Annotated in this window: 25 protein-coding genes and 1 pseudogene; 16 read left to right on the top strand and 10 right to left on the bottom strand. The window is 44.1% G+C overall.

Features of this window, described 5'->3' with window-relative positions; translation table 11 throughout:
- Positions 1–26: 26 nt before the first annotated feature.
- Positions 27–212 carry a hypothetical protein gene (locus ABNN70_RS05770; protein ID WP_353949055.1) on the top strand — a complete coding sequence of 62 codons (186 nt, stop codon included), beginning with the start codon at positions 27–29 and terminating at the stop codon, positions 210–212.
- A gap of 18 nt (positions 213–230) precedes the next feature.
- On the opposite strand, the gene ABNN70_RS05775 is transcribed toward ABNN70_RS05770, so the two are convergent.
- Positions 231–386: a hypothetical protein gene (locus ABNN70_RS05775; RefSeq protein ID WP_353949056.1), complete on the bottom strand. Its 156-nt coding sequence runs from the start codon at positions 384–386 to the stop codon at positions 231–233.
- A gap of 133 nt (positions 387–519) precedes the next feature.
- Positions 520–1,752, bottom strand: coding sequence for an IS256 family transposase (locus ABNN70_RS05780; protein WP_353948950.1), 1,233 nt, complete (start codon positions 1,750–1,752; stop codon positions 520–522).
- Between the two features lie 244 nt (positions 1,753–1,996).
- Here ABNN70_RS05780 and ABNN70_RS05785 point away from each other — a divergent pair, with 244 nt between their 5' ends.
- From ABNN70_RS05785 to ABNN70_RS05805, 5 genes are all read left to right on the top strand, one after another.
- Positions 1,997–3,178 carry an RNA-guided endonuclease TnpB family protein gene (locus ABNN70_RS05785; protein WP_353949057.1) on the top strand — a complete coding sequence of 394 codons (1,182 nt, stop codon included), beginning with the start codon at positions 1,997–1,999 and terminating at the stop codon, positions 3,176–3,178.
- 428 nt (positions 3,179–3,606) lie between these two features.
- The gene (locus ABNN70_RS05790; RefSeq protein WP_353949058.1) at positions 3,607–4,680 is read left to right on the top strand and encodes an amino acid ABC transporter substrate-binding protein; all 1,074 of its coding nucleotides are present in this window, start codon (positions 3,607–3,609) and stop codon (positions 4,678–4,680) included.
- Positions 4,681–4,826: 146 nt separating this feature from the next.
- The gene (locus tag ABNN70_RS05795) at positions 4,827–6,005 is read left to right on the top strand and encodes an ABC transporter permease subunit (RefSeq protein ID WP_353949059.1); all 1,179 of its coding nucleotides are present in this window, start codon (positions 4,827–4,829) and stop codon (positions 6,003–6,005) included.
- 7 nt (positions 6,006–6,012) lie between these two features.
- Entirely contained in the window at positions 6,013–7,215 is a 1,203-nt protein-coding gene (locus ABNN70_RS05800; protein WP_353949060.1) for an amino acid ABC transporter permease, read from the top strand.
- Between the two features lie 105 nt (positions 7,216–7,320).
- A complete protein-coding gene (locus tag ABNN70_RS05805; protein ID WP_353949061.1) occupies positions 7,321–8,094 on the top strand; it encodes an amino acid ABC transporter ATP-binding protein in 774 nt (257 codons plus the stop codon).
- 474 nt (positions 8,095–8,568) lie between these two features.
- Here ABNN70_RS05805 and ABNN70_RS05810 read toward each other — a convergent pair whose 3' ends face one another.
- Both ABNN70_RS05810 and ABNN70_RS05815 read right to left on the bottom strand, forming a co-directional pair.
- Entirely contained in the window at positions 8,569–9,072 is a 504-nt protein-coding gene (locus ABNN70_RS05810) for a DUF6516 family protein (protein WP_353949062.1), read from the bottom strand.
- Positions 9,069–9,836, bottom strand: a complete 768-nt coding sequence (locus ABNN70_RS05815; protein WP_353949063.1) for a DNA-binding protein — start codon at positions 9,834–9,836, stop codon at positions 9,069–9,071. The genes ABNN70_RS05810 and ABNN70_RS05815 overlap by 4 nt, the downstream gene beginning before the upstream one ends.
- Positions 9,837–10,985: 1,149 nt before the next feature.
- On the opposite strand from ABNN70_RS05815, the gene ABNN70_RS05820 reads away from it, so the two are divergent.
- The 8 genes and pseudogenes from ABNN70_RS05820 to ABNN70_RS05855 all read left to right on the top strand — a co-directional run.
- Entirely contained in the window at positions 10,986–11,375 is a 390-nt protein-coding gene (locus ABNN70_RS05820; protein ID WP_353949064.1) for a DUF5082 family protein, read from the top strand.
- 17 nt (positions 11,376–11,392) lie between these two features.
- A complete protein-coding gene (locus tag ABNN70_RS05825) occupies positions 11,393–11,680 on the top strand; it encodes a TIGR04197 family type VII secretion effector (RefSeq protein WP_353949065.1) in 288 nt (95 codons plus the stop codon).
- Positions 11,681–11,695: 15 nt separating this feature from the next.
- Positions 11,696–13,150, top strand: coding sequence for a T7SS effector LXG polymorphic toxin (locus tag ABNN70_RS05830; protein ID WP_353949066.1), 1,455 nt, complete (start codon positions 11,696–11,698; stop codon positions 13,148–13,150).
- Between the two features lie 17 nt (positions 13,151–13,167).
- Positions 13,168–14,058 (top strand): hypothetical protein, encoded by an 891-nt coding sequence (locus ABNN70_RS05835; RefSeq protein WP_353949067.1) that lies wholly within the window; start codon positions 13,168–13,170, stop codon positions 14,056–14,058.
- 144 nt (positions 14,059–14,202) lie between these two features.
- Positions 14,203–14,655: a hypothetical protein gene (locus ABNN70_RS05840; RefSeq protein ID WP_353949068.1), complete on the top strand. Its 453-nt coding sequence runs from the start codon at positions 14,203–14,205 to the stop codon at positions 14,653–14,655.
- Positions 14,652–15,089, top strand: a complete 438-nt coding sequence (locus ABNN70_RS05845) for a DUF5085 family protein (RefSeq protein WP_353949069.1) — start codon at positions 14,652–14,654, stop codon at positions 15,087–15,089. Before ABNN70_RS05840 ends, ABNN70_RS05845 begins: the two co-directional genes overlap by 4 nt.
- Entirely contained in the window at positions 15,089–15,544 is a 456-nt protein-coding gene (locus ABNN70_RS05850; RefSeq protein WP_353949070.1) for a DUF5085 family protein, read from the top strand. Before ABNN70_RS05845 ends, ABNN70_RS05850 begins: the two co-directional genes overlap by 1 nt.
- A gap of 125 nt (positions 15,545–15,669) precedes the next feature.
- Positions 15,670–15,981: pseudogene (locus ABNN70_RS05855) on the top strand (UPF0236 family transposase-like protein); the annotation flags it as partial.
- On the opposite strand, the gene ABNN70_RS05860 reads toward ABNN70_RS05855, so the two are convergent.
- From ABNN70_RS05860 to ABNN70_RS05880, 5 genes are all read right to left on the bottom strand, one after another.
- Entirely contained in the window at positions 15,958–16,485 is a 528-nt protein-coding gene (locus tag ABNN70_RS05860; protein ID WP_353949071.1) for a GNAT family N-acetyltransferase, read from the bottom strand. The pseudogene ABNN70_RS05855 and the gene ABNN70_RS05860 overlap by 24 nt on opposite strands.
- Before the next feature lie 195 nt (positions 16,486–16,680).
- Positions 16,681–17,544: a MurR/RpiR family transcriptional regulator gene (locus tag ABNN70_RS05865; protein ID WP_353949072.1), complete on the bottom strand. Its 864-nt coding sequence runs from the start codon at positions 17,542–17,544 to the stop codon at positions 16,681–16,683.
- 13 nt (positions 17,545–17,557) lie between these two features.
- Positions 17,558–19,021, bottom strand: coding sequence for a PTS transporter subunit EIIC (locus ABNN70_RS05870; RefSeq protein ID WP_353949073.1), 1,464 nt, complete (start codon positions 19,019–19,021; stop codon positions 17,558–17,560).
- Positions 19,018–19,926, bottom strand: a complete 909-nt coding sequence (gene murQ, locus ABNN70_RS05875; RefSeq protein ID WP_353949074.1) for an N-acetylmuramic acid 6-phosphate etherase — start codon at positions 19,924–19,926, stop codon at positions 19,018–19,020. The genes ABNN70_RS05870 and murQ overlap by 4 nt, the downstream gene beginning before the upstream one ends.
- Positions 19,901–20,986, bottom strand: a complete 1,086-nt coding sequence (locus ABNN70_RS05880; RefSeq protein ID WP_353949075.1) for a MupG family TIM beta-alpha barrel fold protein — start codon at positions 20,984–20,986, stop codon at positions 19,901–19,903. The genes murQ and ABNN70_RS05880 overlap by 26 nt, the downstream gene beginning before the upstream one ends.
- Positions 20,987–21,552: 566 nt before the next feature.
- On the opposite strand from ABNN70_RS05880, the gene ABNN70_RS05885 reads away from it, so the two are divergent.
- Both ABNN70_RS05885 and ABNN70_RS05890 read left to right on the top strand, forming a co-directional pair.
- Positions 21,553–22,944 carry an L-cystine transporter gene (locus tag ABNN70_RS05885; RefSeq protein WP_353949076.1) on the top strand — a complete coding sequence of 464 codons (1,392 nt, stop codon included), beginning with the start codon at positions 21,553–21,555 and terminating at the stop codon, positions 22,942–22,944.
- Positions 22,945–23,293: 349 nt separating this feature from the next.
- Positions 23,294–24,046 carry a GntR family transcriptional regulator gene (locus tag ABNN70_RS05890; protein ID WP_353949077.1) on the top strand — a complete coding sequence of 251 codons (753 nt, stop codon included), beginning with the start codon at positions 23,294–23,296 and terminating at the stop codon, positions 24,044–24,046.
- A gap of 100 nt (positions 24,047–24,146) precedes the next feature.
- Here the strand turns inward: ABNN70_RS05890 and deoC are convergent, their stop codons facing one another.
- Entirely contained in the window at positions 24,147–24,857 is a 711-nt protein-coding gene (gene deoC / locus ABNN70_RS05895; protein WP_353949078.1) for a deoxyribose-phosphate aldolase, read from the bottom strand.
- Positions 24,858–25,153: the final 296 nt, after the last annotated feature.

A 25,153-nucleotide genomic window follows, 5' to 3' on the forward strand; every position in this document is an offset into this window, starting at 1 on the left:
ATGAAACTTGAAAAGGGGTGGATTACATGGTCAGTCAAGGTTCTCACATCATTGAAATTGATGGCGGTTTTCATGTTTGGACGCGTAAAGCAGGCGACAGTCCGATTAAGGTGTTGCTGCTGCATGGCGGTCCCGGGATGACACACGAATATCTGGAGCCGTTTGAGGACGCGCTGCCTCCGAAAGGGGTCGAAATCTATTTTTATGATTAGCCGAGAACACTCGTGACTTCAGTCATGAGATGAATCGGCGTATCTTTTCAATACTGTAATCACTAAATTGTTAAATGATCTGTTTTGTTCTTTGGCTATTTGTTCCAACTCTTTCTTTAAGTCTTTCTCAATGGTCAATAGTGTTCTTGTTTTGTTACTTGCTATCGTACCCATATCATTTCACCTCGTGATTATAATAACATTTAATCATAATGTTTACAAGACAATAACATCATGATATATTATAGTTAAAGAAAAGGTCAAGTCTTTTTTTATGTGTAAATTATCTCAGCCAGGATAGGGTTGATTATCCTGGATAAATGGCTGTCACTTTACTGGAATTAGCCACTTTGGGTTGTTTCGCTTTCCAGTCAAAATAGTCATCCATTCTCAGGTAGCGCCGGCCGTTCGACCACTTTTCGTCCTGCTCCATGAGAACAGAACCCATGAGGCGGATGATTGACTCGCGGTTAGGAAAAATACGAATGACCTGCTCCCGACGGCGAAATTCTTCATTGAGGCGCTCCATACCGTTTGTCGTTCGCAGGCGGCGACGATACGGCTCCGGAAGTGAAAGGACTGCAGTGACATCATCAAAAGCCTCCTCCACCATTTCAGTCACTTTAGACGCTTTCTCCTGATAAGTATCCAGAAAAGACTGAAGGAGCGTACGAGCGGTTTCGATGTCTGGGGCGTGCAGAATCGCTTTTACCTGTTCAGCTCCTTCTCGCTGTAAATCATCTGGGAACCGATCGTTTACGTTGCGCAGAAAGTGAGCCTGGCACCGTTGCCATGTGGCTCCCTGAAACGCTTTTTGAACGGCACCGACGAGACCCCCATGATCATCACTGACAATCACATCGACGCCCTTCAGACCACGAGACTTCAGCCAATCGAAATAGTTCTTCCACGCCTCCGTGCTTTCGCTGTCATCGACTTTCAGACCCAGAATCATGCGATACCCTTTCTCGTTGACGCCATAACTAATCAATACACCACGAGAACGAACACGGCCATTTTCACGCACCTTTGTATAAATCGCATCAACAAACAGAAACGGATAGCTGCCCTCCAGAGGGCGGTCATTCCAGCCATGGACCAGTGGATCCAGATGTCCGCAAAGATCCGATACGGTCGACTTCGAGAAGTCTGTGCCGCAAAGCTCTTCAGTGATGTGACTGACACGGCGTGTTGAAACCCCATTGATGACCATTTCCATCAAAGACAAAACGAGCGCTTGTTCACTGCGCTGATAGCGTTTAAAGAGATCGGTTGAAAAATGACCGTTGCGTAGTCGAGGAACGTTCAGCGAAAGCTTGCCCACACGGGTCGTTAGTTGGTGGGGATAGGAGCCGTTTCGGTAATCGGTCCGGGCCTCACTACGTTCATATTTTTCGGCTTTCAGTTGCTCACTGGCCTGCGCCTGAAGTACTTGATCTAAAATCGCCTCCAAAAGGGCATTCATGCCAGATTCTTTTGAATCGCCAAGAAATAATTGATGCAAAAGTTGTTCATCTAGAGTAATCTGTAGTTGAGCCATCCCTGAATCTCTCCTTTAGAATTTGGTTTTTGGTTAACTCTATTCTAACTGAGATGATGGGCTCCGGCTCATTTTCTATGAAAAAAATGACAGAGACGAGAGAGAAATGAAATCCCGCTGTTTTTCTGGAGGGGCTGGCCAGCCCCTCCAGAAAAACAGATTCCCTGCTCACCATTTTCTCATATTCAGAAACCCTTTTTACACAATTATACGGACTCAACTAAAGAAAAGAGGTGAAACAACAATGGTATTAAAAGGTTTAAAGTTAAGAATATATCCTAACAAAGAACAAAAACTTAAAATTAAATTAAACTTTGGCTATAACCGTTTTGTGTGGAATCAGATGTTAAACATGATGATTGAACGATACCGCAACAATCCCGACTCTTCTTTTCTTAACGCTTTTGCATTGAATAACATGCTTAAAGCCTTGAAGATTGAGTATCCATGGTTAAATGATGCTGAGAGTACCAGTTTACAATGTACGAATCATGATCTGGTGGAAGCATATAAAAAGTTTTTCAAAGAACATACCGGTTTTCCAAAGTTTAAATCAAAGAAATATCCGAAACAAAGTTATCAATCAAAATGTGTAGGTAAAAACATGAAACAAGTTAATAAACATCATGTTAAATTACCGAAATTAGGAATTATGAGATTCAAAGCAGGAATTAAAATTCCTGAAAAAATTAAATCAGTAACTGTTCGTCTATCACCAACAGGAAAATATTATGCTGTGCTGCTTGTTGAATATGAAAACCAAACATTCAACAAAACAGGAAGGCAATTAGGTATTGACCTGGGTGTTGCCGATTTAGTCATTGGATCGGATGGTATTAAGTTCCCTACCATTCGTTTTGACAAAATCTTAGCCAGGAAGAAACATTACTGGGAGAAACGGTTAGCTAGACGTAGATTGCAAGCTCAGAAAGAAATCGCATGGGATAAGCATAATAAGGTACTTAATCCCAGATGCCTTGATGACTTTAAAAATTATAAAAAAGCCAAATTAATGGTTGCTGAATACAATGAGAAAATGACTAATCAACGCAATGACTATCTCCATAAAATTACAATGCAATTAGTTAAAGATAATGATGTCATTGTCATAGAAGATTTGAAAGCAAAAAATCTTCTACGCAATCACAAATTATCCAGAGCAATTGTTGATCAATCCTGGCGGGAAATTAGACGGATGCTTGAATACAAATGTGCATGGTATGGTAAAACATTAGTCATTGTCAATCCCTATAAGACATCACAAATATGCTCGGAATGTGGTTATGATGACGGAAAGCATATGTTAGACATAAGGGACTGGACATGCCCTGGCTGTGGGCATCATCACGATAGAGATATTAACGCAGCAAAGAATATTCTTCGGCTCGGGACGAGCCTTGGTAAAAGAGTTGTGACCTCTGCCTGAACGTTAGGTAAGTGTGCAATGTTCCCAGAAGCACACGACTTGAGTCGTGTGAGGTTCACTCCTGAAGTGTTCATCACATAGCCTGTAGTGGATGGAAGGGCTCTGAATTTGAATGGAAGAATTTCTGATTTTCAGAGGTATTAAACCGATGGGATTCCGTGTCAGAAAGCATTGTTAATCTGCACAGAAAATAGCGGCGTATGTGATATATATTGACAGGCTATGTGTTATCATTTAATATATTATATATTGATCAATATTTATAAATTTTCAGACATAATGTGTTTCTTCTCAATACCTCCAGATCATAAAAGGTAAGCGAGCTTTTGACTTTTCAGCAACTTCTTTCAGCCGGTAATTTCTGAATATAGGTTCTATTGTCAATTTATATATAAAACAAAATAATATCAGGGGGGAAAACGGCTTTTATGAGGAAGAAAAATACGCTGTTCACACTGGTTGCGGGAATGTTTCTAATTCTGGGATTCGTTCTGGCAGGATGTTCGTCATCGGACACCAATAATTCCAAAGGCGGAGGCGGAAGCAGCAAAGGAAAGATCCTGGCGGCTGTTAAGGATAGAGGAAAAGTCGTTGTGGGTGTCAATAACGCGCTTCCCGGTTTTGGTTACGTGAATGAAGAAGGAAAATATGAAGGATTTGACGTAGACTTCGGGAAAGCACTTGCAGCAGCAATATTCGATGACCCGGACGCCATTGAATTCCGTCCGCTCTCCGCAGATGAGCGGTTTACCGCGTTGCAGTCCGGAGATATTGATGTGCTGATTCGAAATACAACCTGGACAACGAGCCGTGATACGGACAATGGTGCCAATTTTGGTCCCGTTACATTCTATGATGGGCAGGGCATCATGGTGCCTAAAAAAAGCGGGATCAAAAGCCTTAAAGATCTGGAGGGCGCCCGGATTGGTGTCCAGACCGGTACCACAACTGAACTGAATCTTGCTGACCAGTTCCGGAAACTGGGCATTAAGTACGAACCGGTTGTCTTTAACGATGCCGACTCCCTCGTGACTGCCTATGAGAAGGGCAGTGTCGATGCCTGGACGACCGACAAATCCGGGCTCGTATCCAGACAGTCCACACTGTCGGATCCGAATGAACACGTGATTCTTGATGCAACACTTTCTAAAGAACCGCTTGGTCCGTCGGTTGCTCAGGGCGATGATCAGTGGTACGACATCGTAACGTGGGTGACTTATGCGACGATGGAAGCTGAAGAACTGGGCATTAATTCGAAGAACGTCGATGATTTCAAGGGCAGCAAGGATCCGGTTGTCCGCCGCTTGCTCGGTGCTGAAGGCGGTCTCGGCAAGATGCTGGGACTTACCGATGATTTTGCCTATCGGGTGATCAAGCACGTCGGCAACTACTCAGAAATTTATAATCGTAATCTTGGACCTGATACCGTATTCCATCTGGAGAGAGGTCAGAACGAGAGCTGGACAAATGGCGGGCTACTCTATTCGCCTCCTTTCCGGTAATGCTGCCAGAACTCTCGATAGAAAGGAGGACCTGCCGTTTTCGTCAACATCACGGCCAGGTCCTTTCCTTTATTTCAGAAAACAGGTGGAATGATTAAAGATCACGCCTGTCAGAAGTCTCAGATGAGTCAGAGAGGTGATTGAAATTGGCGAAGAAAGCAAAGGTGGAGACGTCGACTCCCTTCTGGAGAGATAATCGAATCATTCCAATTTTACTGCAGACTGGCTTTGCCGTGGCTGTTGTTCTTGCGGCCTGGTATTTAATCAGTAATGCAATCAGTGGACTCAGGGCACAGGGGCTTAATCTCGGGCTTGGTTTCCTTCAGAATGCAGCATCCTTCACCATTGAAGAATCAATGATAGATTTTCAGCCTACGGATACATACTTGCGCGCCATTCTGGTCGGGATCTTAAATACACTTAAAGTTGCTGTGATTGGCATTGCTCTGACCACGATCCTTGGCGTGCTGATCGGTATCGGACGGCTGTCGGACAACTGGCTGGTGAGAAAAATCTGCGGTATGTATGTTGAAATCATCCGCAACACCCCGCTGCTTGTCCAAATGGTGATCTGGTATTTTGCCGTTTTCCTGCAGTTGCCGAAAATCGAAAACAGCATGCATATCGGACCGGTCTACCTGAATAACAGAGGAGCCGCCATTCCCTGGTTCCAACCGCATTCGGGAACTCTGGTCTGGATGATTTTTCTTGTGGCAGGCATCATCGCAGCCTTATTCCTCTGGAAGTTTCTTCTGCGCGCGCAGGAACGCGTTGGAAAAAGAAAATATCCGCTGCTCTGGGCTATGGGATCCTTGCTTGTTGCTGTGCTGATCCCTCTCCTTCTGACGCAGAGCGGCCCGTTCACGGTTGACAATCCGGAGATGGGCAAGTTCAATTTTGAGGGCGGATATCTTGTCTCTGCAAACTTTATGGCGGTCCTGATCGCGCTCGTTGTCTATACAGCATCCTATATCGCAGAAATCGTCCGGGCCGGCATTCAGTCCGTTTCAGCGGGCCAGCGGGAAGCAGCAAGGGCTCTTGGATTGAAGAGCTCGACGACGATGCGGCTTGTTGTGCTGCCGCAGGCTTTCCGTGTGATTGTGCCACCGATGACCAATCAATATCTGAATCTGACGAAAAATTCGAGTCTGGCCATCGCCGTCGGATATCGTGATATTGTGTCCATTGCCAATCCGATCATGAGCCAGACCGGACATGTTGTTGAGATGATCACAATTATGATCCTTGTCTACTTAATTATCAGCATCATTACATCGATACTGATGAACCTGTTTAATAAAAAAACGCAGATCGTTGAGAGGTGAGACGGATATGGAGACCCCATTTAGCAAAAGCGGGAACACGCAGGAAGATCTGCCGCCGAAAACAAAACCGGGTATTGGCGGCTGGCTGAAAAAAAATCTGTTCAGCAGCTGGTACAATACTTTACTCACAATTCTGTTTGCTGTTCTGCTGTATTTCATTGGAAAAGGGACATTCGGCTGGTTCATTGACCATGCAGAGTGGGCGGTCATCCGTAATAATTATAAATTATTCATGGCCGGGCAGTATCCGCCTGACCAAATCTGGAGACTGTGGACCTGTCTTGGCATCATATCTGCTCTGTTCGGCATTTCCGCAGGCGTCTGGAAGGGTACCGCACGGCATCTGGCAGTCGTGTTCTGCCTGATCTGCCTGCTGCATCTGTTGATGCCTTTTATCTCGGCATCTTCAAAAATAGCGCTCGCTGTGCTGATTGCAGTGACTGTTGTCGGTTACTTTGCCGGTCCACTGGTACCGAAGGGCAGGGCTGTGGCTATTGCCGGATGGCTGTTATCTTTTCCGGTCAGCGTTTTCCTGATTGATGGCTTTGGTGTGCTGACACCGGTCGGGACGAATCTATGGGGCGGCCTGCTCCTGACCATACTCCTGTCGATTGTCGCCATCGTGTTTGCTTTCCCAATCGGTATACTTGCTGCGCTTGGCAGAACGAGCAGACTTCCAGTCATTAAATATTTCTGTATTATTTATATCGAAGCCGTCCGCGGGGTGCCGCTGATTACCGTTTTCTTTATGGCTTCACTCGTCATCCCGCTGTTCCTGCCTGAGGGGCTGAATATCGATGCCGTGATACGGGCGATGATCGGAGCGACTCTGTTTACTGCTGCCTACATGGCTGAATATGTCCGCGGTGGTCTCCAGGCCATTCCGAAAGGGCAGCGTGAGGCAGCTAAGGCTATCGGACTCAACCCGGTACAAACCAATTTATTAATCATTCTACCTCAGGCGCTGCGGACCATCATTCCTGCGCTTGTCGGACAGAGCATCTCACTGTTCAAAGATACATCACTGGTATCGATCGTCGGCCTCGTCGATCTGCTGGGCATTGCTCAGACGGTACGCTCAAATCCGTCATACCTCGGGCATGCGATGGAAGTATTCCTTTTCGTTGCACTTGTCTACTGGGTCATTGCCTCAGCGATGTCTTACACAAGCCGTCGTCTGGAACGAACACTGGGCGTTGGCAAACGATGATCATGACAAATCCTATAGAATCCAGGAGTCATTACAGGTATCCGGATCCAACCGGGAATTCTTCTGGATTGAGCGCTTACTACTAATATACGAGGAGGAAGAATGATGGGACAGAATAGCCCTCAGCCGTCAGCCGATAATGAAAAAAATCAGATATTGATCGAATGCAAAAAGATAAATAAATGGTATGGCAAGCATCATGTGCTCAAAGATGTATCCCTGAACGTACACAAAGGCGAAGTACTCGTTATCCTCGGGCCTTCCGGTTCCGGAAAATCAACGTTTATCCGAACGATTAATGGCCTGGAAGAAATTCAGCAGGGAGACATCACAATTAACGGGATCGGCCTGTCCCATGATGTCCGGGATATCGAAGCGATACGCAAAGAAACCGGCATGGTGTTCCAGCAATTCAATCTGTTCCCGCATATGACCATTCTCAAAAATATCACGCTCGCTCCGATCTGGGTGAAAAAGAAGCCAAAAGCGGAGGCGGAGAAACTGGCCAGAGAACTGCTGGAACGTGTCGGCATTCCGGAACAGGCCGGTAAGTATCCAGGGCAGCTCTCCGGCGGGCAGCAGCAGCGTGTCGCCATCGCCAGGGCGCTTGCCATGCAGCCGCAAATCATGCTGTTTGACGAACCCACCTCTGCTCTTGACCCGGAAATGATTAAAGAAGTTCTGGATGTCATGAAGGAGCTCGCTGAAAGTGGCATGACGATGATTGTCGTGACCCACGAAATGGGCTTCGCCCGCGAGGTGGCCGACCGAATCGTGTTCTTCGATAACGGTGAGATTATCGAAACCGGAAAACCGGAGACCCTTTTTGATCATCCGGAACACGAACGGACCAAACTGTTTTTATCGAGAATTCTATAAGCCTGTCCGAATGTGATCGGTGACAGGCAGGAACAGTGGCAGCCAATGTTCCTGCCTGCTGCTCTTTGTTTATTGGTTCAGACATCTGTCAGGAGCGAGCTTATGGGCGTATTCAGTTTTCTTTTTTTCTCATTGTTCATTTGTTGTTAACCGTACAGCCTGTTTAAATGAGCGATTTCAGACTGCACGTTTCCCGGCAAGAGCGGAGCATTGTCATCGGGGACGAACCGCTGCATTCGTGTTAAATAGATAACCAAAAGCCAACCATCAGAAAGAAAGGTTCCTGGCATGCCGGATTTTCATCACAACTGGCCGTATGAATGCGTCATGGATGATATTTATTTTGCGGAGTGCCCGTCAGAGCCTTTATCCCAAAGCACTTAACAAACGTATAACAAACAAACCCCACGTCAAATAGCAAAATACCAATCATTTGAATGTGGGAGCAGTTCCGAGCTGGCAGAATAATTTGAACTATTGAATATAAGGATTATTTGGATCGTACGGATCATCGTTTTTGATATAATAAGCGATAAATGTAAATGCCATATCCAGTGATCGAACAGTGTAATTCTCTCTTCTCAGTCTTCGATCATTTGGACAATAATGGCAATGATGGGGTTCGGTTTTTGTCTTTAGTGAAGGGGCAGTACCAGGAGCATCATGCGGCTCGTTTCCCCAACTAATAATGTGACTTAGCTGGATACCTTTTATCGGATAAAAACATTTCCATTCATAATTATACCCTTTGACCAATCCTTGACCATCATATCTTTCTACAAAATGCATTCCGGTTATTCCATAATTATGATGCTTTTTTAATGGGATCCATCCTTCAATTTCTCTTGTTGAATTTTTAAATACTAGTGTATGGCATTGTGGATATTGAGGATATTCTTGAAATAGATCACTATATTTTTGGGTTATATTATATATGTTTGCTGGACTTAGTAAAGAAGGCGCTTCATGAGTATTCATTTCTCTTTAGTTTCCTTTAGAATCTCTGATCGTTCTTCTTCCAGGTCTCGCCAATGCCAATAGTCAGTGGTATCGTCCATTTCGTCACCATTATAACCCTTAAAAGCTTCTGAAAAATGCTCACAACTATATTTGGCTTGCAACTTTTTTATCTCTTCATTGATCTCAATTAATCGATCATGAGGAGACTGAGAAATAGATTTCTTTTTTTGATAGATCATTTGCATCTTAAGACTATATGCAGGATTGTTCCAGAGCTCGACAGCAAATTTAGGAACTTTTTTATGCTGCGCTGTATGCGCTGTTTCTAAACCGTTTCGGACATATTTATTGAATGTTACTCTTGATATATTTAACTGGTCTGCAGTCTCTTTTGGTGTCAGAAGATAATCCTCTTTGTATTCAAAAATGATATGCTTTCCACCGAATTCTAAAAACAAAAATTCTAAGTCAATCTTTAGTTTACCAAACTCCAAATCAGAGACATCTGGATGAGATATAGCAAAACGATTTACCCAGTCGATGAGCATATCAAGCTTTTGTACTTGCATGGTATAACGATAATTTTTAAACGAATCGATCATTTCCTGGGTATCTACGTTAATACTTAAAATTTTATTACTAAATATATGTTGGAATTTAAGAATGAGTGTAGAAAATACGCCTTCCAGGCCTTCGTATACAGCGTCAGCCTCTCGATGATCGATACCGTGTTTGATTTCTTCTTTGGTTTTATCCAAAATAGCTGATGGCATTTTTATCATCTCCTTTACCTCCATTTTATGCTTAGTTAACGATTTGTCAATATCGTTAACCAGTGTATTCATTTAAATATTTTTTATACATGAGGCTAACTTGAGTCTAGAAAATGTTGTTAAGATGTGAGAAAATAGACCTTAATGCTGAACAAGTGGAGATGACGATACAGCCGCTAATCTCATTTCATAACAATTAAAGGCAGAAGTCGAATATTATGAGCAAATTAAACGTGGGTCGTTTTTTAATCTAGTATATAAATTCACCGATATTGGTAAGACATTAATCGCATATAGAATTTATTTGAATTTCCCACAAGTCGAATTAGCTAATCGGCTAAAGGTAAGTGAAGCTCAAATTTCCAGAGATACTACGGTGCATACTGAAAAAATTGAAAATGTTATGAGAGCTATGGAAATGAAGGTTACGATAAATATAGAAATTACAGATGAATTAGGGGCATAGTTGCTGGCAACTCAATCCATTGGTTCACGGTAACCATGCAGGACATATATCGTGTAATCTCATTTACAGATATATGTCCTTCTTTTTCTTTAGAAATGAGGGACTTAGATTTTACCCTGTTCTTCTCATAGGTGACAAAATATCGATAATAGTTTTGCGAGGTCAGGTCACTGTCCGGTTGAAGAACTGATCCGACAGTGATGTGAAGCCAGTGAGCGTATTTTTTATGAACTACTGATCGGGCCCGGTTCCAAAGACCTATTATATTCTGTCTGATTTTGTTGCATATTATTTTTTTGACAGTATATTTTTGAACAAATTGTGTCTTTTGACTGTGTCCGTTTTTCATGCGTTCTTCTATAATTAAAGAAAATGTAACGGCTTACTTAAAAAAGGGTTTGTGTCCGTCGTAAGAGAATAATATTTTGCGGAATGTGCTTCGGTCGTACGACGGGCAGCCGACGTAGCGTGCCACCATTCTGGAAAACATTGACTGGCAGATTGACCAGACAGATAAACTGTAGAGTTGAAGCTGAGAAATGCCGAAGCCATCAGCTGAGTTCGGTGTTTTTTTCTTTAAGAAACTATAAAAATTGTTTGCGGAAAAATAAGCTCGGCAACGTCTGCGACTCGTCAGTCGGCAAGCTGTTTTTTATGAATCTTTCTCAAAGATCTGCGAGGGAGGGTGACAGATGAGAGCGAGCCTCAATAATCAGATCCGGAGATCGCTTCAGAACGACCTTTCGTCTCTTCATCGGACTGAATCGATACTGACAGATAAAATACACGAACTGCGTGCATTGATCGCAAAGATTGACCGGCACTTGTCTTCATTTGAACATAATCGGGCACAATTCCATTCGATTTATAATCCACGCAGTGAATGGAATGGGACAGAGCGTCGTCACTTTGATGATCATATGAATTCGGAAATACTGGATGATTACCGGTCGTTTCTCACGTCTGTCCGCCGTTTGAGAGAAGACGTTCAGGATGAAGCCAGGCGTCTGAATAACCATCTGTACCTTTGCCGGTCAGATATCCGATCGGTTCATTCTTCTCTGTCTGCGCTTAACGACTAACGAGGGGGGAATCCGGGATGAGAACCATAGAATTTAATGCAAATGCCTTTCACATTAAAGTTTCACAGCTTAGCCGGGCTGTTGAAAACCTCAATACCGATCATACTGTGAAGACACATCTTGACGAAACGGATGTCGGATCGATCAGGGAACTCGGAAGAGCGATTGATCAATGGCAGCAGCTCTTAAAGCGTTACGAATCATCCCTCCACGCAGAAATTTCAAAACTGAGTTCCATTGGCTCTCAATTCGAAGAAACCGATCAGAAACTGGCCCAATCTCTTACCGCTCATTTCGGAAAATGAAGAGGTGTTTCCCTGTTGAAAATCCGTATAGCCGAGTCGATCAGAATTGAAGAACAGTTGTCATCCAAAGTGGAGAACACGACGGAAGCGCTTCGAAAGGTGCAGAGTGAAATCAATGACTTCACAGCGCTGCGCTTCGGGGGCGAGACATCGGACAGCATCCGCTCGTACTTCGGGGAAGTCCATCTCCCCCTGATCAAAAGTCTGATTCAGGCAGGTGAGGGACTGGATCAGTCCTATAAGAAAATGATGCAACGCTTTAGCGCGCAGGTGGACAGTTCCTCGCATGCGGTGATCCGGTCAGAACATCTGGATGAGGTGCACAAAGATCTGCAGCGGCTGAAAAGCCATTTTGACCAGATCCATCATCAGCTGTCGACAGATGTCCGCTCAGCCGGAGATATTTCCAGTTTTCATATCCCTTCGGCAGCCCGTATGGATGAGGCAGTCGAACGACAGAAACATGAGGTCAGCCGATTAAAGGATCATTTCAGCACTTTTGGTTCAGCCGATTATGCAGGGAACATCACGCCTCTTCTGTCAGCCATCGGGCATGCCATGTCTAAAATCAAAAAGGATTACACTCCACATTTTGGCGAGGGTTCATTTTACACTGCAGGATCATTTGCCAGCTCAGATATTGGGGAAGAGCTGGTGAGGAGAACGAAGGTTGTGGCGAAAAAATCTGTTCAGTCTGAACCAAAACAGGAACTTTCCGAGGATCCTGGTCAACTAACTATTAATGCGGCATCGGCTGTTACTGCCGGTCTTCCCGCGTTAATAGCGAGAACTAAAGGGCTGAAGATGAAAAGAGCAGGAAAATATATCAGAATTACTGGCGGGAAGAAAAATCTGAAACTGTTTTTTGACAGGTGGGGAAAATCGAAAACATTCAGTAACTTTAATGTTAGTTTATCAAATGGACAGAATGTTAGTGTGGGAAGAAGGGTAATCGATGGAAAGTCAGTCATGTCGAGACAAGGACGTCATTTAATTTCTGAGTCAAGCGCTGTGAGAAATTATTTAACTAAGAACAAATTAAAAGTTTTCGGAAGAGAATTTAAAAGCAATCTAAATGACCTATGGAATTTTGTGAGTAAAGACAGCTGGTCTAAGGTTGGACATGTTGGCAAATTTGGGAAGTCATTGGGAGTGGCTGGTCTTGGATTTACAGTCTACTCGGATATTAACGCTTACCGTAATGAAAAAATGAGTGTTGAAAAGGCAGCTAAAATATCAGGGGATATCGCTGTTGATACAACTACTGGTGCAGGTGCTGTGGCTGCAGGTGCAGCTGTTGGATCATTTTTTGCTCCACCAATTGGAACAGCCGTTGGGGCAGGTGCAGGCTTCCTTGCTAACACGGCTTTAAATGTCAAATTTATTAAGGGAAAAAGCATTGTTGACTGGAGTAAAATTGGAATGCACAAATTAGGTCAAGGCATTGCTTCATGGTTCGATAACCATTGATGAGAGGGAAACACTTTATGAAGATTTTTAAGAACTATTCCGAAGAAGACTTTGAGTATTTTAAAAATGGTGTAGTATCAGGACGACTGAACCCCGTAAGAATGGGGAAATTGCTCTGGGTGTTCCCGTTGCTCTCCCTGTTATTTGTATTTGTTGTTTCATTTGCAGTTTTTGACGAATCAACGCGTCGTTTATATAGTGGATGGATATCGATATTTTATATACAGTGGGGATCCATAATCGTCTTTGGAATTATTTGTATCTTTTTTCTCTTTAAAAGAGTAAGTTTAAAATTTCAAAGAACACAGATGATAATACTTATCCTGAGTTCCTGTCAACTGGCGTATGATATGGCGCTTTTTGCGTTTATAAAAACGAAAATTGATTTTGCCACCTTTCCGTTTACTCCTGTCATGAATCTCTACACTTTGTCTGTCTTTCTCATTTTTTGTTTCTCAATTTTAAGGGCAGTGAATCTGCTAAAAAAGGGAGCATTTAGAAAAAATGGTTGGGGTTTGCTGGGACGACAGTATAATGAAAAGACTTCAAGTTTCTCTAATGTTGCAATATTTGCATTAGTTGGATCTGTTATTGGCCTGATCGCCATGTCATTGTTTGGGGCGCTTGGACAGGATGTCCTTATTATCGTTGTTATGCTTTTTGTGTCAATCTCAATTTTTTCTGTCGGTATCACAGAATTTATTTTTGTTCTATACTGCAAGATTCGGTTCCCGTCGTTTAATATTTCAATGAGGGATCAGAAACAGATCGACAAAGAAGATGCTGAAATAGATGATTTGATTGTACAAATTGAAAAAGAGAATCGGCAAGAGTTTAAGAAACTGAAAAGAGAAAGAAAACAGGAAAGAAAAAAGCGTAAGCGAAATCGATGGTGGGATGCGAAGTGATCTATTGAAACATTCAACGTCAGACAGGTACGGTAATTGGTGCTGAAGTAGGATTTGGTGTCAGCATGCCTGCTAGTGCAAACATAGTTCAAGGAAAAGTAAGCCCGTTTAACATTCGTTTCATTAAAAGGAGTAGCCGTATTAATGATAAAACAAAGTTCACTTGTTTTGCTGAATCTCCTGAGTCGGAAGGTCATCTGTCGTGACAGCAGCTGGTATGAAGAGGGAGAGGAACTGAGGCGGCTGGCGCTTGAAAGTGGTGTTTACCCGAACGGGCCACTTGTCATGACGGCTGCAGAAGTACCACATGAACCGGAATTTACTGAGTACACCGTGTATCTTCCGGTCAGTTCGCCGCTAAGCGTGGATGGAGACGATTCCCCTGGCTTTCTTGAAATGCTTCAACTACGCCGGACGCTGGTGTTTCGTCATTATGAGGCAGACGAACCGTTTACCCATACCTGTCAGATGATCGAAGCGTACGCACAGCAGCATCGCATTATCCTGGACAAGCCCTTTTACCATGTCTGCCTGGAAGTGAACGGGGATGTCTTTTTTGACATTCATGCGCCTGTTAAGGAAGTGACAGTGAAATGATCGTTGAAAACGATTCGATTGAACTGAAAAATGTTGTTTCCCGCAAATATGGGCTACATTATTCGCAGTTTCCGGAAGTCATGAAGGATTTTTATCAATTGTTGCATGATAAAAAACTGACACCGACAGGTACTCTGTTCTATACCTTGAATAATATCCCGATTGATGAACAAATGGCAGTTGAAGTTTTTGCGACCGTTAAGGAATCATATGTTCCTCAGGATACCGACCTGTTTTTCCGCAGTTACTTTACAGTGACCGATATGATCATGACTTACTACTTTGGGGATGTGGAAAAACTGACTGAGCTGGCTTATGCAGAGCTCATCCGGTTTGTTGAGGAAAACGATTTTGAGCTGGCTTCGCCGTTCTTTCATTTTTTTAAAGGGGATCAGAATTTCCAGTATATTGAATTGAAAGTGGGTGTTCGGTAATGGGTGACTATGGATCGCAGATCAACGAATCGTCACTCCTGTTATTCAATGTATTGAGCCGGACTGAAGTGATTGAGAAGGAACTCTGGCTTGAACGCACAGAAGAACTGAAAATGATGGCGATCCGGCACAGCCTTTACCCAATGGGTCCGCTTGTCATGACTATGGAGCAGATTCCAGAGGATGAAAGCAAAACGCGTTTTACTTTTTATCTGCCACTCAACGGAAAATACCATCCGGATCCGGAAGACGGCTGCAGTTTTTTGCCCGCACTGACACTTGAGCACACTCTGTCGGTTCGCCATCATGAGGAGGGAAAGCCCTTTTCGGCATCCTATGAGGAAATGGAGTGTTACGCAAGGGAACATCACCTGTCCGTTAAAAAGCCAGTTTATCATGTGATGATACCCGTTTATGGAGATTATTTTGCGGAAATACACATGCCGGTTGGATAATGTGCAACGCAGCGAAAGGGCTCCCTGGAAACCACTCTTGTGGTACTGTCTCATTCGGATTTACGGAACTGATCCAACATATGACACGGCAGAAAACCGCCTTCACGACCTGACTTCAGAAACGTAGCCATGATACAAAGAACATGGCCCCACTGGGTGCCACTGAGTCGGTGATGAGCCTCATGGCAAGACGAATGAAGGATCATCGGAGTTGGAGTGACGAAGGGTATGATCACCTGAAAGAGCTGGTCATCGCGAAAATCAATGGTTTAAAGCTGCCCGGAGAGCCTCGGCTTTTCTGTCTAAAACATACTGAAGCGCAGGACGCACTGTCTGTTGCCCAGGTTTTGCCGAAAACAATGTATGAAAAGGCAGCGGCGGACACGCTGCATGATCAATTTATAAATTCCAGATTAAAGTCTGGGTGCACGTCGTAAAGGCTGTTTCACTGTTAAACCCTTCTCGAAGCAATAAAAGTTTCCCTTCCTGAACTGGACCCTGCCCGTCTTTTTGTAGCCTAACTTTTCATAAAGATGGCAGGCAAAGCTGTTTTTCGTAAATGTATCCAGTCGGATGGAATCATAGCCTGCACGTCTGCCATATTCTTCGGCGAACCCCATTAACTGAGTGGCTATGCCTTGACCCTGGTACTGCGGGCTGACGCATAATCGGTGAATGACCAACTGTTTTCCTGAACGAAATGTCCAGTCCACAACTCTGTATTCTTCAGGCTGATCCTCATTCAGAACGATCACTCCTTTGAGACAACTGTCATCTTCATAAACGTAAAGAGTGCCGGCCGCCTGATCGTTCATAATTACTTCTTTATCAGGATAGGTATTGTCCCACTGATCGATTCTCCTGGATTGCATGTCTCTAACGACATGTCGAATGATGCTCATGATGGCCTGTATTTCGTTTATGTGTGCTTTTCTGATCAAGTTTGTCCTGCCGCCTCTTTTCTCATAAATTTTCGATGACAATGGATTCTTTCAGTTTAACACAAAAAAGCCTGAATCTTTTTAATGATTCAGACTCAATTCATGATAAGATACATGAAGCATATTGCATGTGTTCAACCTTCTCATTTATGCCCGGACCCGGCACCACAGAGCTCTGCCTGCAACTAGAACAGCCTATTCACCATTACCGGAAAACATTTTTTGGATGATAATGCGTGATGCGCCTATTTTCTTCAAAGCAGATTCATAGTGCCTGCAGACATACACATAATAGAGGACATCAACAGTAAAGAGTTGTGCAATCAAAGATGTAGTAGCCGCACTTCTCAGCAATACGGGTTCTCCGCCTCCATGCCTGATGGACAAATCAACCTGTTCACTTAATTGGTTTGTTCCGTTATGTGAGATTCCAACGGTATACAGTCCGTTTTGCCGGGCAATCCGGACCATTTTGATCACCTCATCAGTTTCTCCTGAATTTGAAATAGCAACCAACATGCAATCCGGGTCAGCATTGATTAATGCAGATGCCAGTAAATGGTGATCTGAATAACTCATTACGGCCTTCCCGATTCTGGAGAACTTATGCGCTAAATCCTCAGCAACGACTCTTGATGCTCCCAGACCATAAACATAAATGACCCGTTTCTGATCGATTAAATCTGAGAAACTGTTCATGGACGGGCTATCCATCAGTTCTTTTGTCTGAGCAATAGACTGCTGAAAACGAAAGGCCAGTTTTTCTGCAATCTCACCCGTCTGTTCTTCGGGTTCGATGTCCGTGTAGAGGGATTGATCCATCACCCCCATCGACTCAGCATAAAGCCTAACTTTTAATTGTGAGAAACCGGACAGGCCGATCGACCGGCAGAACCGGACAATCGTTGCCGGACTTACTCCAATCATCTGAGCTAACTCATTTGTACTATGATTGACTGCATCAGCCGGATGCTCAAGAACATATGCTCCAATCTTTTTTTCGCTTCTGGACAGATCATTCATTCTCTCCTGAATTTGCAGGATTACACTGGTATCCACTATATTCACCTGATCATTTTTCATCAATTTCAGTTGGCTTCATGGCATCTTTAGGGACACCGAAGAAATAGGTAGCAAGGAATCCCCCGGCATAGCCGGATAATAGACCGAAAATATAACCCATCCAGTGTCCGGTAGTGATCAGCGGAATAAGCGGTATCCCACTCGGCCCAATGGCTATAGCACCAATTTGACCGATACCGGCAACAACGGCTCCGCCTATACCACCACCGATACAAGCTGTAATAAATGGCCGGCCAAGTGGCAGCGTCACGCCATATATCAGCGGTTCACCAATACCCAGGAAACCCACAGGGAGGGCGCCTTTAATCAGCTGCATCAGCTTTTTGTTCTTTCTGCATTTAACCCATAGTGCAATGGTTGCACCAACCTGACCGGCGCCTGCCATAGCCAGAACCGGAAGCAAAGGAGTCGCACCGGTTGTATTTATCATCTCGATATGGATGGGCGTCAGAATCTGATGCATTCCGAACATGACCATAGGCAGGAAGAATAAGCCAAGAATAAACCCTGAAAATGCCCCGCCGACATCCAGAACCCAGGTTACCGAACCAACGAGTGCTCCGGAGACGAGACCGGCGATCGGCATGACGATAAATATCGTGAACAACCCGACGAGTAAGAGTGCTATTGTTGGTGTAACGATGATATCCACCGAATTCGGAATCACTTTATGCAATTTCTTTTCGACCAGAGAAAGGATCCATACGGCAAAAATGACACCTATGATTCCGCCCTGACCGGCAGTTAAGGGTTGACCATTGAAAATGTTCTGAAGCGGCGCATCCGGATTCATACCTGTCAGCATTGTTGCAGCCCCAATGACCCCGCCCAGTCCTGGCGTAGCACCAAATTCATGAGCACTGTTAATCCCAACATAAATGACTAAATATGCAAACATGCCGTTTTTCAATATATTTAATGTTGTAATGATCGCCCCCCACTCTTTGCCGATGTCTCCCGCGGTCATCAAATTTGAGAAAATGGCGGCAATCCCGCCAATGAGACCGGCACCGACAAACACGGGAATCAGTGGAATAAAAATATTAGCAATGGATTTGAGGACTCTTTTAAATCCAGAATTATGGTTATGCTTTGCTTTTTCTTTCGCCTTGTACTCAGCAGCTCTGGCTTCCACCTTCTGGCGATCCGTCAGTCTTGAAGAGTGATCTTCTGTGGCCGAAAAATATTCACCAGGCTTGACACCAGCCATTTCCGCCATCTTTTCAGCAACTTTAGTACAGACGCCCGGACCCACAACAACTTGAATTCCGTCATCATCAACAACACCCAGTACACCATTGGTCGCTTTCAGCCCCTGAATATTAGCCTGATTACGGTCTCTGACTGTCAGCCGGACACGTGTCATACAGTTCATCACATGTGTAACATTTTTCACACCGCCAACATTTGCATAAATTTCTCGGGCCAAACGTTCGATATTGGTGTTACTCATGAGTTTTCCTCTCCTTTATGAATGGCTTTTCTGACGAATCCTTGTGTTTCTTTAAGTCGTGTACCGGCTTCTTCAGCATTAAGTCCGGTCAGTAACATCACGATGGCCACCTTCACATTCCTGTTTGCCTTGAGAAAAAACTCAGATGCTGTTTCATAGGTGCATTCTGTTGCTTCCATGATTATTCGTTTGGAACGCTCAATCAGCTTGTCATTTAATGGCTTAACGTCAACCATCAGGTTCTTATAAACTTTGCCCGTGGCAATCATCGATGCGGTCGAGATCATATTCAGAATCAGCTTCTGTGCCGTTCCTGACTTAAGACGTGTGGAACCGGTCAGAACCTCTTGCCCGACATCCACTTCAACAGGAATTTTTGCGAGCCGGCTAATTTCAGCATGCACATTACAGGAAAGACTGACCGTTGTTGCGCCGATTTTGTTCGCATATGCCATGCCTCCAGCCACATAAGGTGTCCGGCCGCTCGCTGCAATGCCAATGACAACATCCTGCGGGGTCAAATGAAGCTTTGACAAGTCCTCCTCACCCAGTTCTGGTGAGTCTTCCGCCCCCTCAATAGAACGGGTCATTGCAGCAGGTCCTCCAGCAATCAGCCCAACCACTGTGGAGGGGTCGCTGCTGAATGTTGGAACACATTCCGCAGCATCCAGAACCCCAAGTCGACCGCTCGTGCCGGCCCCCATATAAATTAATCGCCCATTGTTTCGGAAAGCAGCAATTGTTGCGCTTACTGCTTTTTCTACCTGCGGCAATACATGCCGCACCCTCCCCGGCACATGCTGATCCTCATCATTCATGAGATGTAATATTTCACTTACCGACAATTGATCCAGATTCATCGTTTTTTTATTGCGCTGTTCAGTCGTTAATTTTTCTAACATCATACGATTTCCCTTCCACTATAAATTCCGTTCCTTGCTCGATAAAATCGATCAATGGCAGATCCCTGCTGGAAATGTGCCCGATTACATTCACTTTTGAGTCTGGAGGCAGGGGATGTTTGACAATCTGTATCTCTCCCTTATATCTGCCGTATTGGTCATTGTCGATGGTAATTGTCCCACGATTACGCGCTGAAGTATTTTCAGCAGTAATCTCCATCATCCGGTTTACAGATCTGGAATACCTACTCCGAATCACATCTCTGGCTGGATCCGGGCGATTGACATGCTTACGGAAGATAGAAGAGGACCATTTTTCATCGACAGCTTTACCCTGGAGCAATATCGCCTTATCCTGAATGTACATGGAAAATTGTTTCTGAGTATGTTTCGTCAAATGCGGGTCACCTATATAAACCCGATCTGTCTGGGAATGCATGATCAATGAGAGAGCAGCAGCAAGTGGATTCAGATAACGATGGGCTTCGAGTGTAGGCAGCGTACGATAGATCGGGCCACGAAGCTCACTATCCCCTGGTGCAAAAGCAGCAACTGTCATTCCCTTTTCTTTCAGCCAACGATTTCGCGTTCTCAGCCAGGAACTATCGAGACCGGTTTCCGGGCGCGGGTAATAATTATGCCACGCTTCAATATGCGTAAAATCGGCATGATACTTATTCAAAGCCCTATAGTCCTCTTCAGACAGTGTACTGGCATTCAATGCGATGGTTATAAAATGGGAGAGAGCAGCCACAGATTTCATGGACAAGCCCCCATCGATACGCAGGCCACTTATTCCTTTCTTTTTAATACTACTGGGATCATTGACAGATAAACCCACCGTTTCAAGAGCTCGACCCGAAACATCAATCATTAGACTCAGCTTCTCGCGTTTTGCAATGTCCATTAAGTTCCAGAGACGTTTTCTGTAGCTGGCTGGATCGTCTTCAGGAATTTGAAGAGATGTAAAAATGCCTTCAAAACCAAGACGTGACATGTGATGAATAGAGGATTCGTCATCTGGCAAAAGATCTCGATTCAAATACACGGAAAATCCAAACAATAGAGCCACCTCCTGTAACCGCTTACATTATATCGTTTATGATATGATATTTCAATACATTAGTGATTATTCTTTTATTATTGAAATGAATTTTCATAATTACCTGGAGTAGTGGGGAAATTTTTAAGGATGCGATTAGATGGCCATCAGCTGGGACTCTTTATGGGATTGTGAAGCCCTGGGCTGTTGATGGTTATATGTGTTGACCATAAAAATATTTGACCTGGACGTTCAGACATAATGAGCCTGACTTGGGGAAAGTTCTTTTGTGCTGGATCGCAATTAAAAAACGCAGTGAATCAATCATTTATAACTGGTCGGATTGGCATAAACACCGTCTTCTCCAGACAGGGAGGGCGGCGTTTTCAGCGACCGGGCATGTAACTTATGGAGGGCGGGGAGTCTGAAAAGAAGCCGGACCTGCGTGATACCACTTAAATCATACTTGACTAATAAGAATAATGTAGTTAAAATATGAAAGACTTTAAAGGAATGGACTGTTTACTGGATTCCTTTGAAGTTGTCATGATTGAGAGAGAAAAGGTTAAGCATGGAGGTGCGTGTTTTTGGATATTATTTTTATTCTGATTAATCTGCTTGTTTTTGCCTTGTTGATAGGCTTCTTAATTTTTCTTCGAAGAAAACACGTGTCGTTTTCAAAACGTGTTTTTTCAGCACTCGGACTCGGCATACTTTATGGCACCGCTATCAATCTCATTTATGGAGCGACGTCCTATGTCACGGCCCAGTCGATTGACTGGTTCAATATTGCCGGCAACGGTTATGTTGCTTTGCTGCAGATGGTTGTTATGCCGCTTGTTTTTATCTCGATTGTCGGTGCGTTTACAAAACTTAAGATTACGAAAAATATAGGGAAAATCAGCTCGCTCATCATCGGGTCATTGCTTGGTACGGTTGCCATTGCTGCGCTGACCGGTATCGCTTATGCACTTGCATTTGGCCTGAACGGGATCAGGCTGACGTCGGGTGCTGCGGAGGAGGCCCGAAACGAAGCCCTGAAGTCGAGTGTGGAGAGCGTGCAGGACCTGAGTTTTCCACAGCAGATTGTGTCTTTACTGCCTGCTAATCCATTTGCTGATTTTACTGGAGCACGTCCAACATCGACGATCGCTGTTGTTATCTTTGCAGCAATTATTGGGATCGCTTATCTTGGTGTGAAACGGAAACAACCGGAACATTCAGAACTGTTTGCCCGTCTGGTAGATACCTTTTATGCCGTAATTATCCGGATGGTACGTCTGGTTCTGCGTCTGACTCCTTATGGCATCTTGGCTCTGATTGCCCGATTCACCGCGACGAGTAATTATTCGGCTATTGTTAAACTGGGACAGTTTGTTGTTGCCTCCTATGCTGCCATCGTGACCATGTTTGTCATCCATCTGATTCTAATCAGTCTGCTAAAACTCAGTCCGGTTATTTATGTGAAAAAGGCGTTGCCAACACTGACATTTGCTTTCACATCCCGTTCAAGCGCGGGGACTTTACCTCTGAACGTGGAGACGCAGACCCGCCAATTTGGCATTCCGGACGGGATTGCCAACTTTGCCGGATCGTTCGGATTGACAATAGGCCAGAACGGTTGTGCGGGCATCTATCCGGCGATGCTGGCGATTATGGCTGCCCCGGCTGCCGGTGTGGACCCGACGAGTCCATCGTTCATTCTGACACTCGTCCTCGTTGTGGCGATCAGTTCATTCGGCGTCGCCGGTGTTGGCGGAGGAGCGACTTTTGCTTCGCTGATCGTTCTGTCAATTCTTGATTTCCCTGTAGCGATTGTTGGTCTGCTCATCTCTGTTGAGCCATTAATCGATATGGGGCGTACGGCGCTTAACGTGAGTGACTCGATGCTGGCAGGGCTTATTACCAGCAGAGCAACCGGTGAGCTGGATAAAACCGTCTATGATCAAAAAAATTCCGAACCGCAAAGCGCTGTGTGATAGCTTTACAGAAGACGGACATCTGAATAAGAACATTAAAACCTCGTGAACCGTTCGACTGCGGATGATTTGCGAGGCTTTTTTAGTGAATGGGAAGGCCGCCACCTTCTCTCTTTCAAACATATGGAAGACAAGAGACCGGGAAGGGCATCAGTACAGGATCACCTGCCGTTTCCGTTGTTTTTGTGGATTTGCCTCAGGAGTTTTGAATCCATGGTACGCGTTCCTCTGCTGGCCGGCCTGCGCCAACAGGAGGTGACTGTCCGACATGTTAATAAATATATGCTCAATATGGTAAAATGTAAATACATAAATAATATTGAGCATGTGAAAAGCAGGTGACCAGGGTATGACGATTGATCACAGTTCGAAAAAGCCGATGCATCTTCAAATAAGAGAGGATTTACTGAAAAAAATCCTCTCTGGTTATTATAAGGAGAATCAACTCATCCCGAAGGAAGTTGAACTGGCTGAAGACTATGGTGTCAGCCGTCCAACAGTCCGGCAATCCATTCAATCTTTGGTTAATGAAGGCTATCTGGAGCGAAAGAAAAGAAAGGGAACTATAGTTCGCCGACGGAAAATCCCCCAGGAATTTACGCATATTATTGAAAGCTATAACGCCGAAATGGATCGAAAAGGGCTATTACCCAATACAAAAGTTCTGACCTTTAAGGAGGAGGTTGCAAATGAGGAAATTGCAGAAAACCTGGAAATAAAGGAAGGCGATGGGGTTTACAAACTGATACGACTGAGATTCATAGAAGATGATCCAATTGTGCTTGTGACGACTTATTTGCCGGCCAAATTATTAAAAGACTTTTTAAATGTCGACTTTTCACAGCAGCAGCTATATAGTGTATTAGCGAAACAGGGCTACCCGGTTAAATCGGTCAGAAGAAAGCTGGAGGTTATGAAAGCCGGTGAAACGGTCGGAGCATTGCTTGATATTGATGAGATTGATCCAATTTTCTATTTCCATACAGTGGGCTATACCGATTGCCACGTCCCGATTGAATATTCCATATCAAAATACAGAGGTGATCTGAATTCCTTTATTTTCGAGATTTCAAATCACACTTCAGATTTTCATAACGAATAAAAGATACAGCATCTCTTAACTGACGCCGTATCTTTTATTTTTTGCTTTGGATGTAAAACTGAAAGTAGAGAAAACAGTTCAATTCTGCCGGATCTGTGAATCAAATGTCAATGAACGTTTTTCCGGCTGATGCCATTTGTTCTTTGATTTCCGAGATAATTTGAATACTTGCACTGCAGCCAATTCGTTCGGCTCCATTTTGAATCATCTTGACAAAAGTCTGTGCATCGCGTATTCCCCCGGCTGCTTTCACCTTTACTGCTGGTCCAACGGTTTTTTTCATGAGCTGGACATCTTCAAACTTTGCACCACTGGGGCCAAAGCCTGTGGACGTTTTAATGAAATCCGGTTTCACCTCTCTGGCGATTTCCGCCAGCCTGATTATTTCGTCTTTTGTTAAGAAGGCGTTTTCAAAAATAACCTTGGAGATGGCTTGGTGAGCGCGGCACAGCCCGACGATCTGTGACATTTCCTTTTTAATATAGTCGTCGTTTTTATTTTTCAGTTCTGAAATATTAATGACATAATCAATTTCGTCTGCCCCGTTTTCAAGTGCATCCCTGGTTTCCGCCAGCTTAGCTTTAATAGTTGTCTGACCAAACGGGAAACTGATGGCTGCCCCGACATGGATGTCTGTACCCTCTAGCAGGGACGCACAAAGTGCTGTCTGCACTTGATTAATGGCGACCATCTTAAAGTGATAGGTTTTTGCTTCCTGGCATAATTTCTCCATGTCTTCTTTAGTGGCGTTTGGTTTTAAATTCGTGTGATCAATGAAACGGCTTAAATCGTCAATTGTGTATCGAGTCAATTAAGGCACCTCCGTATATGTCATTACATAAAATGTATATCAATGCCTCACACGTGTCAATGATTATTTATTTATACACAAAAACTTGAAAGATAGAAAAGTGTACCTACTATTTTTGCCCCCTCGCTTCGCCAAGAACTGACACGGCTTTCGAGACACTGAAAATAGCTTAAAATCAAGAAAAAAATAACCTCGTAAGGGATTCTGCAAAGTACTAATTGTTTAATACTAACATTAGAAGGAGCATTATCCGAGGGGTTATCATTCTGTAATTTATTCTGTTTCCCCGCGTTTGA

The organism is Sporolactobacillus sp. Y61 (assembly GCF_040529185.1).
In the GTDB taxonomy this organism is placed as follows: domain Bacteria; phylum Bacillota; class Bacilli; order Bacillales; family Sporolactobacillaceae; genus Sporolactobacillus.